At 70.7% G+C, this 12,416-nt stretch carries 12 protein-coding genes; 4 read left to right on the forward strand and 8 right to left on the reverse strand.

Features of this window, described 5'->3' with window-relative positions:
- The first annotated feature begins 76 nt into the window (after positions 1-76).
- Positions 77-1,144 carry an Lrp/AsnC family transcriptional regulator gene (locus ACIBW6_RS22010; protein WP_399062069.1) on the forward strand — a complete coding sequence of 356 codons (1,068 nt, stop codon included), beginning with the start codon at positions 77-79 and terminating at the stop codon, positions 1,142-1,144.
- Positions 1,145-1,176: 32 nt separating this feature from the next.
- On the opposite strand, the gene ACIBW6_RS22015 is transcribed toward ACIBW6_RS22010, so the two are convergent.
- Positions 1,177-1,587, reverse strand: coding sequence for a GNAT family N-acetyltransferase (locus tag ACIBW6_RS22015; RefSeq protein WP_399062071.1), 411 nt, complete (start codon positions 1,585-1,587; stop codon positions 1,177-1,179).
- 209 nt (positions 1,588-1,796) lie between these two features.
- Between ACIBW6_RS22015 and ACIBW6_RS22020 the strand changes: the two genes are divergently transcribed.
- A complete protein-coding gene (locus ACIBW6_RS22020) occupies positions 1,797-2,534 on the forward strand; it encodes an SDR family oxidoreductase (protein WP_399062073.1) in 738 nt (245 codons plus the stop codon).
- A gap of 64 nt (positions 2,535-2,598) precedes the next feature.
- On the opposite strand, the gene ACIBW6_RS22025 is transcribed toward ACIBW6_RS22020, so the two are convergent.
- From ACIBW6_RS22025 to ACIBW6_RS22050, 6 genes are all read right to left on the reverse strand, one after another.
- Entirely contained in the window at positions 2,599-4,038 is a 1,440-nt protein-coding gene (locus tag ACIBW6_RS22025; RefSeq protein ID WP_399062075.1) for an FGGY-family carbohydrate kinase, read from the reverse strand.
- A gap of 110 nt (positions 4,039-4,148) precedes the next feature.
- Complete coding sequence (locus tag ACIBW6_RS22030) at positions 4,149-5,612, reverse strand: FAD-binding oxidoreductase (protein ID WP_399062077.1); 1,464 nt, start codon at positions 5,610-5,612, stop codon at positions 4,149-4,151.
- Positions 5,613-5,744: 132 nt separating this feature from the next.
- Entirely contained in the window at positions 5,745-6,521 is a 777-nt protein-coding gene (locus ACIBW6_RS22035; protein ID WP_399062079.1) for an SDR family NAD(P)-dependent oxidoreductase, read from the reverse strand.
- 54 nt (positions 6,522-6,575) lie between these two features.
- Positions 6,576-7,877, reverse strand: a complete 1,302-nt coding sequence (locus ACIBW6_RS22040) for a nitrate/nitrite transporter (protein ID WP_399062081.1) — start codon at positions 7,875-7,877, stop codon at positions 6,576-6,578.
- A 252-nt stretch (positions 7,878-8,129) separates the two neighbouring features.
- Positions 8,130-8,699, reverse strand: a complete 570-nt coding sequence (locus ACIBW6_RS22045; RefSeq protein WP_399062083.1) for a glycerol-3-phosphate responsive antiterminator — start codon at positions 8,697-8,699, stop codon at positions 8,130-8,132.
- A 112-nt stretch (positions 8,700-8,811) separates the two neighbouring features.
- Entirely contained in the window at positions 8,812-10,032 is a 1,221-nt protein-coding gene (locus ACIBW6_RS22050; protein ID WP_399062085.1) for an aromatic acid exporter family protein, read from the reverse strand.
- Between the two features lie 101 nt (positions 10,033-10,133).
- Between ACIBW6_RS22050 and ACIBW6_RS22055 the strand changes: the two genes are divergently transcribed.
- The gene (locus ACIBW6_RS22055) at positions 10,134-10,640 is read left to right on the forward strand and encodes a metallophosphoesterase family protein (protein ID WP_399062087.1); all 507 of its coding nucleotides are present in this window, start codon (positions 10,134-10,136) and stop codon (positions 10,638-10,640) included.
- Between the two features lie 78 nt (positions 10,641-10,718).
- Here ACIBW6_RS22055 and ACIBW6_RS22060 read toward each other — a convergent pair whose 3' ends face one another.
- Positions 10,719-11,564, reverse strand: coding sequence for an MBL fold metallo-hydrolase (locus tag ACIBW6_RS22060; RefSeq protein WP_399062088.1), 846 nt, complete (start codon positions 11,562-11,564; stop codon positions 10,719-10,721).
- 133 nt (positions 11,565-11,697) lie between these two features.
- On the opposite strand from ACIBW6_RS22060, the gene ACIBW6_RS22065 reads away from it, so the two are divergent.
- Positions 11,698-12,276, forward strand: a complete 579-nt coding sequence (locus ACIBW6_RS22065) for a dihydrofolate reductase family protein (protein WP_399062090.1) — start codon at positions 11,698-11,700, stop codon at positions 12,274-12,276.
- The last annotated feature ends 140 nt before the right edge of the window (positions 12,277-12,416 follow it).

The raw sequence follows: 12,416 nt of genomic DNA on the forward strand, positions 1-12,416 counted from the left end.
CTACGTGTCCTCATGCTGGAACGGGGTCCGGCGAAAGAGGCCGCCAGCGGCACCGCGATGAGCGAAACTCGCCTGCATGGCCAACGTTTCGGCGGATTCCGTGCTCGACTCCACGGACCAACGGCTGGTGGCCGCCCTCCAGTGCGACGGGCGGCTCACCGCCGAGCGGGCGGCGCAAGCCCTGGACCGCAGCCCCGCCACCGTGCGCCGCCGCCTGCACGCGCTCACCGCGGACGGCACCGTGCGGGTGGTGATCTCCCCGGTCGCGCGCCCGCGCGACGGCGGCTCGGCGGGCGCACTGTTCCTCCGCATCAGAGTGCTACGGGGAAAGCTCGACACGATCGTGGCCGCGCTCGCGGCGCGGGACGACATCCCGTTCGTCGACGTCACCACCGCGGGTGACGAGATCTTCGCGGTGGCCCGCACCGAACCCGGTTCCCGCGACCCGCTGGTGTTCCGCCAACTGCCCTCCACGCAGGCGGTCACCTCCCTGGAGAGCGCCACGATCCTGCACGTCTTCCGGCTCACGTCCGAGTGGCGGCACGCCGTGCTGACCCCGGCCGAGCGGACGGCTCTGACATGGCCCGACCCGGGTCCGGCCCCGAAGACCGTCCACTCCCCGGCACCCGCCCGCTCCGCGGGGCCGTACGGCGTCGACACCGACCCCGTCGAGCAGTCGCTCATCACCGCGCTCACGCCCGACGCCCGGCTCTCCGCCGCCGCCCTGGCCGCCCGCACCGGCCGTCCGGAGACGACGGTGCGCCGCCGGATCGCCCAACTGGCATCCCAGGGACGGCTGGTGACACAGGTCCTGGTCGACCCCCGCCGGATCGGGCTGCCCATCGAGGCCAAGCTGCTGCTGCACGTCGCCCCCGACCACCTGGCCGCCGCGGGCCGGGCGCTGGCCGACCACCCGGCCGTACACGGCGCGTTCGCGACCTCCGGCCCCTCGAACCTGCACGCGGCCGCCTACTTCCCCGACCTGGCGGCGCTCTACGGCTTCCTCTCCGCCGACCTGACCGGCCTCGGCATCACGCAGGTCGAGACGGCGATCGTGAGCCATGCCGTCAAACGGACGCCGCCGCTGGGCGCCGGGCGCCCTGCCTCCGCGCCCGCGCGAAGCCGGCCCGTCTGCGCGCCGTAGCCGCGAGCCTGGGAGGCGGCGCCGCCCCGAAGTCAGCCGGAGCGCACCATGCGGTGCATGCCCACCGACGCCGGAGCCGTCTCCCGAAACCCGAACTTCTCATACAGGAACCGTGCGTCGCCGTCCGCGATCAAGGAGACATAGGCGCCCTCCGGTGCCCGCGACTCCAACTCGCGGACAAGCTCCGCCATGATCCGCTTGCCGAGCCCCCGGCCCTGGTGCTCCGGCGTGACACAGATGTCGACGATCTGGAAGAAGCAGCCACCGTCGCCGATGACGCGGCCCATGCCGACCGGACGCCGGTCGTCACCGTGCAGCACCGTCACGCCGTACCAGGTGTGCGGCAGACCGGCTTCCGCGGCCTGTACGGTCTTCGCACTCAGCCCGGACACCGAGCGCAGTCGCAGGTACGTCTGCACAGAGGGTGCCCCCTCGTGCAGCATGTAAGGGTCACTAATGCTATTCACCTGCTACAGGTTACGGAAGGCGGTGCACCGGAGCAAGGGCGTCCGCTTCCGTCCCGCGCGAGGAGGGGGTCCGGGGCGCCGTCCAACGGCCGCGCCCGGCGTCTGTCGCCTGTCGCGCGTCCCAGTACCGTCCTTCGAACGTTCACGTTCCGGATCACCCGTCCGCGACCGACCCTGGAGGAACAGTGCCCACAGACAGAACGGCCGTCGTCACCGGCGGCTCCCGCGGCATCGGCCGGGCCATCGTCGAACGCCTCTGCCGCGACGGCGTGGACGTCGTCTTCAACTACGCGGCCAGCGAGGACGCCGCGGCCGACGTCGTCCGCGCCGTGCGGGCGGACGGCGGGAAGGTCCGGGCCATACGCCTGGACCTGGGGGAACCGGATGCCGCGGAGCGGTTGATGGAAGCCGCCGACGCGCACCTCGGCGCCCTGGACATCCTGGTGAACAACGCGGCGATGTCCTTCACACCCGCTCCGCTCGCCGAGACCGACGCGGAGGTGTTCGACCGGCTGATGGCCGGCAACACCAGATCGGTGTTCCTGACGATGCGTCACGCGGCCCGGCACATGCGCGACGGCGGGCGGATCGTGAACATCTCGACCCTGAACACCACCCGGCCCGTCCCCGGCATCGCGCCGTACGCCGCCAGCAAGGGGGCCATCGAGCAGCTGACCGCGGTCGCCGCGCGGGAGCTCGGGCCGCGCGGCATCACGGTCAACACCGTCTCACCGGGGGCGACCGACACCGATCTGCTGCGCGGAACCAACCCGCCGGAGGCTCTCGACGCGGTCATCGGCAGGACACCGCTCGGCCGCCTGGGACGACCCTCCGACGTCGCCGACGTCGTCGCGTTCCTGACCGGCCCGGACGGCCGCTGGATCACCGGCCAGAACCTGCGCGCGAGCGGCGGACTGGCCTGAACCTCGGCCGCGCCGGTCCCCGCCCCGCCCCGCCCCGCCCGGCCCGGCCCGGCCCGCGGACCGACTACCCGAAGAGGTCGAAGCTCCGCCGGTAGACCGCGTCCGTGTGACCGCGGATCTCCCGGTACACGCTCTCCAGGCGCCGGTAGACCTCATGGTGGTCCTGGCTCGGCAGGAAGGTCGCGCCCGGGCGCACCATCGCGGCCACCGCTTCGTCGAAGTCCGCGTACGCGCCGAGGCCGACCGCCGCGCAGATGGCGGAGCCGAGCCCCGCCGCGCTGGCGGCCTCGGCGCGGCGGGCGGGCAGGCCGTGGACGTCGGCCTGGATCTGCATCATGAGGTCGGAGCGGGACCCGCCGCCGGAGACGATGACCTCGCGGTACTCCGCGCCCAGCTCCGCCGCCATCCGGGCGCCCGTGTCGTGGACGGTCAGCGCGAGCCCCTCCAGCATCGAGCGGTAGATGTGGAACCGGCCCTGGCGGCCGTCGAAGCCGAGCAGGGAGCCCTTGCGGTAGGGGGCGTCGCCGGGCGCCAGCCAGTCCAGGACCGTCATCAGGCCGTCGGAGCCCGGCGGCACCTTCGCCGCCTCGGCGTTGAGGTGGTCCTCCACGGACAGCCCCGCCTCCCGCGCGTGCGCGGCGGCCTCCTCGCCCAGCAGGTCGCGGTACCAGCTCACCGTCCACATCCCGCGCCGGACGCCGTGCGACTCGTAGAGATAGGAGTGCGGCGCGCAGGCGTAGTTGGTCCAGAAGTCGGTCGCGTCGGGGACGTTGCGTGGGCCGGTCGTCATGCCCGCGACGTAGGTGCCGAGGGAGATGAGGAGGGTGTCGGGGGAGCGCAGCCCGCAGCCGAGGGCCTCGACGGCCTTGTCGTTGGCGGTGGCGACCACGGGGAGACCGGCCGGGATGCCGGTGTGGGCCGCCGCGGCGGGGGTCACGGTGCCGAGCGTCTCGCCGGGCAGGACCAGCTCGACGAGCATGTCGCGCGGAATGCCGTACTTGGCGAGTTCCGCGTCGTCCTCCGTCCACTGCCAGGTGTCCGGGTCCAGCGGCCACATGCCGGCGTAGTTGGCCGCGGTGTCGCGGAAGGCCCCGGTCATACGGTGGCTGATGTAACCGGACGACGTGGTGACGTACGCCGCGTCCGGGTTCGTCCGCGTGTACGGCAGGGCGACCCGCTCGTCCATCCAGCTCATCACCGGCTGGGCGAGCGTGCCGTCCGCCGTGAGGATCGCGCGGCAGAAGCGGATCGTGCACAGGCCCACACCCGCGATGTCCGCCGGGTCGCCGTCGAACGCCGCCATGGCCGCGCGGCTCGCCGCCCCGATCGACGTCCACAGGTCGTCGTCCGGGTGCTCGACGACCCCGGGGCGCGGGGTGTCGTAGGGCCGCAGCGCGGCGTGGCCCTCGCTGACGGCACGGCCGTGGGCGTCGTAGACGGTCACCTTGGACGACTGGGAGCCGTTGTCGATGCCGATGAAGTAGCGGGGACGGGTGCTGGACATGCCCACTCCGGTCAGGTCGTACGGGTGAGAAGAGCGCGTGAGGACTCAGGAGGACGCGGGGGACGGGGCCCTGGAGTTCGCGGCCGAACTCCAGGGCCCCTTCCGGGACGTCAGGCGTCCATCGGGAAGATGGTGCCCTTGTTCATGATCCCGTTCGGGTCGAACGTCTCCTTGAGCTTGGCGAGGATCGCGTACGCGCTGCCGTGCTCCTGCGTGGTCCAGGGCGCGCGGTACTTGCCGATGCCGTGGTGGTGGACGATCGAGCCGCCGACCTTCAGGGACTCCTCGACGATGATCGCGTTCAGCGGGACGTGGTACTTGTGGATCTCTTCGCGCGGCTCGCAGTTGATCTTGTAGTCGTAGACGAAGTAGAGGTTCGTACCCGTCTGGTAGCTGTGCGAGGAGTGGGCGCCCAGCATCACGAGGTCGTCCGCCGCGGGGAACTCGGTGCGGATGCGGCGCATGACGTTGTCGTACAGCTCGACGGTGCGCGACCAGTCGACCGACACCTCGGTGGTGTAGCCGAGTTCGGCCTTCTGGAGCATGACCTGCTTCTCGGCCTCGATCTTGTCGACGCCCCAGTTGAGGTGGTCGAACCAGTCCTCGATGAGGGCCGGGTCGACCTTCTCGTGCGGGTACTGGCCGATGACGCGCTCGATCTCCTCGCTCGTCGCCCGCACGATGCCCCGGGGGCCCTCGGCGACGAAGACGACGACGACCTTGCCGTCGTAGAAGTGCGCGAAGTGCTGGCGGGCGTCCTCCGGCGAGTAGACCCGGACCACCGAGGGCTTGAAGCCGTTCGTCACGACCTCGCGGATGACCTTGACGCCGGTGGCGAGGTCGTCGACGAGGAAGCCGTGGAACTCGTTGTTCTCCGGCTGGTACTTGAAGATCTTGACCGTGACCTCGGTGATGTAGCACAGGGCGCCCTCGTTGCCGATGACGATGTGCCGGATGTCCGGGCCCGCCGAGCGGCGCGGCACGTTCTTGATGCGGGTCACCGTGCCGTCGGGGAAGACCGCCTCCAGGCCGACGACCATGTCCTCGATCGCGCCGTACAGCGTGGAGAACTGGCCGATGGAGCGGGTGGAGACGAGACCGCCGTACTGGGCGAGCGGCTTGGACTGCGGGGAGTGGCCGGTGGTCAGGCCCTGCTCGCGCAGCTTGTCCTCCAGGACCTGCAGCGGGACGCCGCAGCCGACGGTGACCTGCATGTTCTCGGGATCGATCAAGATGATCTCGTCGAGGCCGGAGCCGTCCAGCACGATCGTGTCCTCGACCGCCGTCTCCAGACCGCCCTCGGTGCCGGTGCGGCCGGTGCGGGCCACGACGTTGATCTTGTTCTCGTCGGCGAAGGCCAGGACCTTCGCGACGTCCTCGGTGGAGCGCGCGTTGACGATCGCGGCGGGCAGCGGGCCGTCGAAGATGCCGTGCACGGACTGGTACTTCTTGAACCGGTCGACGCTCGCGAGCTTGAGCTGCTCCTCGTCCGTGACGATCTGCCCGGCGGCGAGCAGGTCCGTCAGGCGGGCGACGATGTCCGCGCGGGACAGCTTGGAGAGCGACTGGGCCATGGTGATCTACCTCGTTCGGTGCGGTGTGAGGGGGGTGTGAGGGCGTGCCGTACGTGTCTTGGGTGTCTTACGTGTCCGGGGTGACGGGTGCGTCGCGCACGTCCCGTCGGCGGGGGGGCGCCGGGGTCGGGCTCAGCGGACCAAGTAGCCTCCGTCGACCGGGAGCACGTGGCCGTTGACGTAGTCCGACGCGCGGGAGGCGAGGAAGACCGTCGTTCCCATCAGGTCGGCGACGTCGCCCCAGCGGCCGGCCGGGATGTGGTCAAGGACCCGCTGGTCGGTCGTCGGGTCCGCACGGGTCGCTTCGGTGATCTTCGTGGCGAAGTACCCGGGCGCGATCGCGTTGACCTGGATGTTGTGCTGCGCGACCTCGTCGCAGTACGCCTTGGTGAAGCCGGCGATGCCGTGCTTGGTGGCCGCGTAGGCGGGGGACCACTGGCCGCCGAGGAAGGAGAACATCGACGCGATGTTGATGATCTTCCCGGAGCGCTGCGGGATCATGAACCGGATCGCCTCGTGGCTCAGCTCGAACGGGGCCGTGAGGTTCACGCTGATCATCGGGTCCCACTCGGACCGGCCGAACTTCTCCACCTCGGCCAGGTTGCAGATGCCGGCCGAGTTCACCACGATGTCGACCGACCCGAAGGCGTCGACACACCCCTCGACGATCTGCCGCGGCACCCCGGGCCGGGTGAGGTCGGCCGCCAGGAACTCCATGCGGCGGCCCTCGGCCTCGATGAGCGTGCGGGTGGCGCCGTCGTCGTCGGTGACCGACGGCACGAAGACGTTCGCCCCCGCCTTGGCCAGGGCCAGCGAGAAGGCCTGACCCAGGCCGGTGTTGCCGCCGGTGACGATGGCGTTCTTGCCGTCGAGGGAGAAGAAGTCGCGGTGGAACTCGGTGATGTCCATGAGGGGGATCGCTCTTTCGTGGTGCGCTGCGGGCAGGGTTCCTGGCGGGGCGGTTCAGGCGGTCGCGGGCACCACCCGAGGGGTGTCCGGCGCGGCGGCCGCGGCCAGTTCCCGGCGCCGGACCCGGACGGTCAGGGTGGTCAGCCACAGGCCGAGCACCGCCATGGCCAGGAGGAACAGGAAGAGAGTGGTGTAGCCGCCGCCGTGCTCGGGAACGGCGGGCGTGGCGGCCGGATCGCCGATCCACCAGGCGCACACCGTCGGCAGGAACGCGTCGGGCAGGTAGGCGAGCCCCGAGGCGAGGCCGATGACACCGCCGCGCTCGCCCTCCGGGACCTCGACCTCGCCGACCTGCGCCCAGTAGACGCCCCGGCTGGCGAACACCAGCAGGCAGAGCGCGAACATCAGCCCCAGCGCCACCCAGGTGAAGGCGGAGTCGCGCGGCAGGACCAGGAAGACGAGGGCGACGGCCGCGCAACCCGCGAACATCCAGCGCAGGAAGCGAGGTGTGGACCGGGTGACCTTGTCCACGACGACCCCACCGGCCGGACCGGCGACGAACTGGAAGACGTAGGTGCGCACGACGCCGATGACACCGATGAGCGCGGCGGCCATCCCGTACTGGTGCTCCAGCAGCGGCGAGAAGTAGCCGAGCGTCGTGTAGAAGCAGTACATCAGCATGACCGTGCCGCCGATCAGCCACGTGTACTTGTTCCGCGCGGCGCGCCCCAGCTGGCGCAGGGTGAGGGTGCTGGAGCCGAGGTGCGCCAGCCGCTTCTCGTCACCCCTGACGAACAGCCACACGAGCGCGGCGTAGACGAAGCACAGGATGCCGTAGATCCGGATCAGCCAGAGCACGCCCGCCGCCTCGGCGACGCTCGCCGCGACGACGGCCGTCCCCACGAAGCCGACGATCGTCGACGTGACACCCCGCACGCCCTCCAGGAAACCGAAGAGACGGCCCTGCTCGGAGGAATCGCCCAGCATTCCGATGGCTTTCACCAGGGCGGCCCAGTAAAGGCCCATTCCCATGACGGCCATCAGGACGTGCGCGGCGAGAATTCCCCAGTATCCGGGGACGGTCCCGAGATAGAGATCGGCGAGGCCCGTTCCCACCAAGGCCGTCACCACAAGGGCTTTGGGACGGAACTTGTCGGCGAACCAGCCGCCGAAGAAGTACATCACCATCGCGACGACGCCGAAGACCGAGACGATGTTGGCGTAGTCCTGCGACGAGAGAGCGAGGGCCTGCGCCGTGGGGCCCAGGAACACGAACCGTATGTACGCGACCTGATAGATGATTCCGCAGGTCATCGACAGGATCAGAAAGCTGACCCAGCGCTGGGACCTGGTCACGGCGCTCATCACCTCTTCGTGGAAATGCAGGGCAGGACGGGGCGCCCGAAAGGGCACAAAAAAAGAACAGCAACTCTCCCGGTATCGGGTGGAGTTACTGTTCTCTGGTCTCTAGTAACTGCTTCGGCACGAGGGTGCGTCGACCCTTGTCCCGGAAGCCGTTATGCGATTGTCGTGCAGTCCGGTGCGGTGCCTGTGGCGGACCGCTCCGCAAAAGTAAATCGCGGGTGACGACAGTGTCAACCCCCGATTTCACATCGCCCAGACCTCCCGGTTCGACGACGCGATCGCGCTCGCCCCGGCCTTCAGCGCGGCGAACACGTCGTCCCGGTCGCAGACCAGACCGCCCGCGATGAGCGGTACGTCGATGTCCGCGACGACCCAGGAGATGACCCGCGGCATGCAGCCGGGCAGGATCTCCACGCAGTCCGCCTTCGACATGCGCAGCTGCGGCGCGAGGTTGCGGTACGACATCGAGTCGATGAGGAAGAAGCGGTGCACCGCGTAGAGCCCCAGCTCGCGGGCCGCGCGCAGCAGGAACCCCTTGGAGCTGAGGATGCCGTCGGCCGCCGTCCGCTCCTTGACGTACCGGACCACGATCTCCTTGGTCGCGAACCCTTCGAGCAGATCCACGTTGACGAGCACCACCCGGCCGTCGTCCTTGAGCCGCTGCACGACCGCGGGCAGGTCGAGGACCGTGCCGTAGAGCAGGAAGACGACGCGGCACTCGGAGCGCAGCACGGCGTCCAGGTCGTCCTCGTCCTTGATGCTGGCGACGACCGGGAACTCCTCCAGGAGTGACGGGAGCGGGGTGGTGTTCATGGCGGTTCTCCTGGAGTGTGGCGCGGCGGCAAGCACCCTCAGCGTACGGCCGTGACCTGGGCCCATGACCCGGGGCCCAGGACGCCGGCCCCGGCAGCCGGCGTCCAGCGGGTCAACGGCGGCGCAGCCGGCGGGCGAACCCGCGCAGCGAACGCCGCAGCGCGGTCAGCCGCGGATGCTTGTCCTGCATCTCACGCGCCCGCAGATCAAGTTCCTCCACCAGCCGCGCGGAGCGCTTGTCGACGTCCATCTCGTCCAGGATCCGGTCCGCCTCGGCCAGCAGCGCCCCGTGCAGCTGCCACTGGCCGGGGTGGTCGCGCACCAGGTCGAGCAGCATGGCGGCGAGCCGGTCGCGGCTCTCGCGCCCCGCCGCGAGCTCCTTGGTGAGCCGGGACTCGGCATCCTCCGCGTTGGCACTGACCTGCGAGGTGATCAGGACGGCGAACGCCTGGAAGGCGCCGCCCAGATGGTCGTACATCTCCCTGATCGCGGCCGAGACGTGCGGCGGGAAGAGCGGCTCGCCCGCGCGCGCCTTGGCGAGGTCGGTCAGCGTCCTGGTGGAGACGCGCAGGACGACCGAGCAGATCTCCAGCGTGTCGAGGCCCGTGCGCAGGACGACCCGGGAGAGCAGGCCCTCCTTGACGCGCGGGTTGAGCCGCAGGCTGTCCTCGGCCTGCCGCAGCGCCGCGTCGACATCGGCGATGTCGTTGTCGAGACGGCGTGCCTCGTACAGCCGCGACGCCGCTTCCTCGACCGACACGGGGCCAGAGAGCTGCTCGTGCATCCTGCTCGTCAGGTGGGCCATCCGCCGGGAGAGGTCGAGCAGCGACTCGCTCGCCGACGACACCCACACCGGCGGGACGAACAGGGTGTTGAAGAGGAAGCCGACGACCGCCCCGATCAGGGTCTCCAGGACGCGGTCCCAGGCCGCGCCCGCCGCCTGGGTGACACCGAGGACGAGCATCGCGCTGATCGCGACCTCGACGAGGAAGTCACCCGCCTTGACGAACCGGCCGATGGTCAGCGCGGCCAGAATGATCAGGCCGAGGCTCCACCACGTGAGCCCGACCAGCGCACTGAACCCGATCGCGATCAGCACCCCCGCCACGACCGCGTTCACCCGGCTGATGGCGGTGCGGATCGTCGCGAAGAGCGTGACCTGGACGACGAGCAGCGCCGTCAGGGGCGCCGTGAGGGGGACGGGTTCGCTGCTCAGCCGGACCGCGACGACGTAGGAGATGACGGCCGCGGCGGTGGAGCGCACCGTCTGCACCACGGCGGGTTCCTTGCCGCGTCTGACGAGGTTGAGAAGTGGATCAGTCGCTTCGCGCACGGGTGTGCCTTTCCCCGCGGAACGATCACGGACACCCGGGGCGGGCGCACCGTACCGTGAGGGACGCGGAGGCCCGGGCGGCGGTGCGCGATAGTGGGGACATGCTTCTGCTGCTGATCTCGGACACGCATCTGCCGAAGCGTGCGAAGGCGCTGCCCGCGGAACTCCTCGCCCGGGTACCGCGCGCCGACGTGGTCGTCCACGCCGGCGACTGGGTGGACACCGCCACCCTGGACCTACTGGAGAGCCGCTCCCGCCGCCTCCTCGCGGTCCACGGCAACAACGACGGCCCGGAGCTGCGCGACCGGCTGCCCGAAGTGGCCCGCGCGGAGCTGGACGGGGTGCGCGTCGGTGTCGTCCACGAGACGGGCGCGGCCCAGGGACGGGAGCGCCGCTGCGCCGAGCGCTTCCCCGAACTCGACCTCCTGGTCTTCGGGCACAGCCACATCCCCTGGGACACCACGGCCCCCGGCGGGCTGCGGTTGCTGAACCCGGGATCGCCGACCGACCGCCGCCGTCAGCCGTACTGCACGTACATGACGGCCGTGGTGGACGCGGGGCAGCTGACCGAGGTGGAGCTGCACAGGCTGCCGCCCCGCACGGGCTGAAGGCTGCCGCCCCGTACGGGCCGAGCGTCCGCGGCGAGGAACAGGGGCGGCGCGGGCCGCCACAGGACCGCGGCGCCGCTACGCCCCGTCCCCCTCGGCGAACCGCAGGTAGCGGTCCGCGGAACGCCGCACCGCGGCCGCCCCGTCGGCGCTGACCACCCGCCCCCAGAACCCCCCGTAGATGCGCTCGAAGGCGAACGGTTCGACCAGGTTCAGTGCCCGGCGGACGGTGCCCGGCCGCTCCGGGATGAAGTTGGGGATGCTGTACATGAAGCTGACCCACCGCCGGTCCATCACCACCATGAAGATGTCGCCGCTGAACAGCGCGCCGTGCCCCTCGGGGTCGTCGGCCCAGTGCAGCACGGTGCCTCCGGCGAAGTGCGTGCCGGCGTTGATCAGCGTCATACCGGGCGCGATCCGGTGGGTGTCGCCGCTCCAGTACTCGATCGCCGGGTCCGGCCGCGCCACCCAGCGGCGGTCGGCCGCATGGACGTACACCGGCGCGTCGAACGCCCGCCCCCACTCGGCCATCACCCCGTAGAAGTGCGGATGGCTCACGGCGATCGCGCTGATCCCGCCCAGCTCCTCGATCCGGGCGGCGAGGTCGTCGTCGAGGTAGCCGACGCAGTCCCACAGCACGTTGCCGGACGGCGACCGGACCAGCAGCGCGCGCTGGCCGATGCCCACCGACGGCACCGCGTCGAGCCCGACCACGCCGGGCCCCTCCTCCTTCAGCCGGCCCCGGTGGCCGCAGGCGCGCAGCTCGGCCAGCGAGGTCCACCGCTGACCGTCCCACCCCACGTACTGGCGCTCGTCCAGACAGATCGGGCAGTCGGCGCGGGGCGCCCCGTACTGCACGCCGCAGGTGGCGCAGATCGGCAGCCGCGAGCCCTCGGCCGACGGCACGCGCTTCGAAGACGACATCAGAACCTGTTCCTCCTTGAACGGCCCCTCCCGCCCGGCCCGGCACGGCACTGGGCGGGAAAGCGCGCGATGATTTCGAGGGCGGGGAGCAGTCACCCCTACGACACACACCTCACTGTGGAGGGACGCTCCGATGCCACGTCTCATGGTGGACTTCATCATCTCGCTCGACGGATACGCGGCCGCGGACGGCTGGCCGGGGCTGTGGGGCATGGGTGGCCCCGAGTACCTCGCGTGGATCGACAGCGACGCCGAGAAGCAGCACACCACCCTGATGGGCGCCACGACCTACCGGCTGATGGCGGGGTTCGCCGCCCAGGCACCCGACGACTCGGCCTTCGCCGAACTGAGCGCCATGCCGAAGGTGATCTTCTCGTCGACGCTGCGCACGCCCCTGGACTGGCCGAACACCGAACTGGTGGCCGGGGACCCCGTGGCGGCCGTGCGGGACCTGAAGAAGGACGCCGAGCGGCCGCTGCGCACCCTGGGCAGTCTCACGCTGTGCCGGTCGCTGCTCGTGGCGGGGCTCGTGGACCGCTTCCGCGTCGTCGTCTTCCCGGTCATCACCGGCGCCACCGGCAGGGAGCGGATCTTCGACGCGTATCCGGACGTCCGCCTCGACCTCGTCGAGAGCCGCACCTTCGACGGCGGGCTCCAGCTCCTCGAGTACGAGCCCACCGTCCTGAAGGGGCCACCCGGCACGGACGGCTGACACAGGCCGGGCTCGCCGCCCCCGCTCCAGCAGGTGCCGTTGTCCCTAGGGGGCGTCTTGTCGATCATGTGTCGAGCCAGATGAGTGTGCTGGCGAGGGTGACGGCGGCGAGGTAGCGGTCGGGGCGTTTGTCGTATCGG

Origin of the sequence: Streptomyces sp. NPDC049813 (assembly GCF_044465085.1) — a bacterium.
Taxonomy (GTDB): domain Bacteria; phylum Actinomycetota; class Actinomycetes; order Streptomycetales; family Streptomycetaceae; genus Streptomyces.